Source organism: Polynucleobacter sp. 15G-AUS-farblos, from assembly GCF_018882445.1.
Classification (GTDB): Bacteria; Pseudomonadota; Gammaproteobacteria; order Burkholderiales; family Burkholderiaceae; genus Polynucleobacter.
In genome coordinates, this window is sequence record NZ_JACVOM010000021.1 from 1 (window position 1) to 463 (window position 463).

The 463-nt window shown below is 53.3% G+C and carries 1 pseudogene; it reads left to right on the top strand.

Annotated features, from left to right (window positions below):
- A pseudogene (locus ICN41_RS11230) lies at positions 1 to 463 on the top strand (AMP-binding protein); the annotation flags it as partial.

Genomic DNA, 463 nt, shown 5'->3' on the forward strand with positions numbered 1-463 from the left:
GCTTTATTGCTTGTCCTTTTGGAGCCCTCGGTAGTCGGATGTACCGTACTGGTGATCTAGCCAGAAGGCGGCTTGATGGCGCACTTGAGTTCTTAGGACGCGCAGATGATCAAGTCAAGATCCGTGGCTTTCGGATTGAGCTAGGAGAGATTGAAGCAGCGCTGCTAGCTTGTACTACTGAGCTTGCACAAGTGGCTGTGCTAGCTCCTAAGATTGGGGGCGATGCTCGCTTAGTTGCCTATCTGGTACCCCAGCAAGGCGCTAGCTTGCCTGAGTTTAGTGAGCTACGGGCTCGCTTAGCGAGCACCTTGCCAGAGTATATGGTGCCTGCTTACTTTGTCAGCTTAGAGCGCTTACCTTTAACGCCGAATGGCAAGCTAGATCGCCGGGCACTACCAGAGCCTTCTGGTCAGAGTGAGGCCACCTATCGTGCACCACGCACTAGCACTGAGAGTTTGTTATG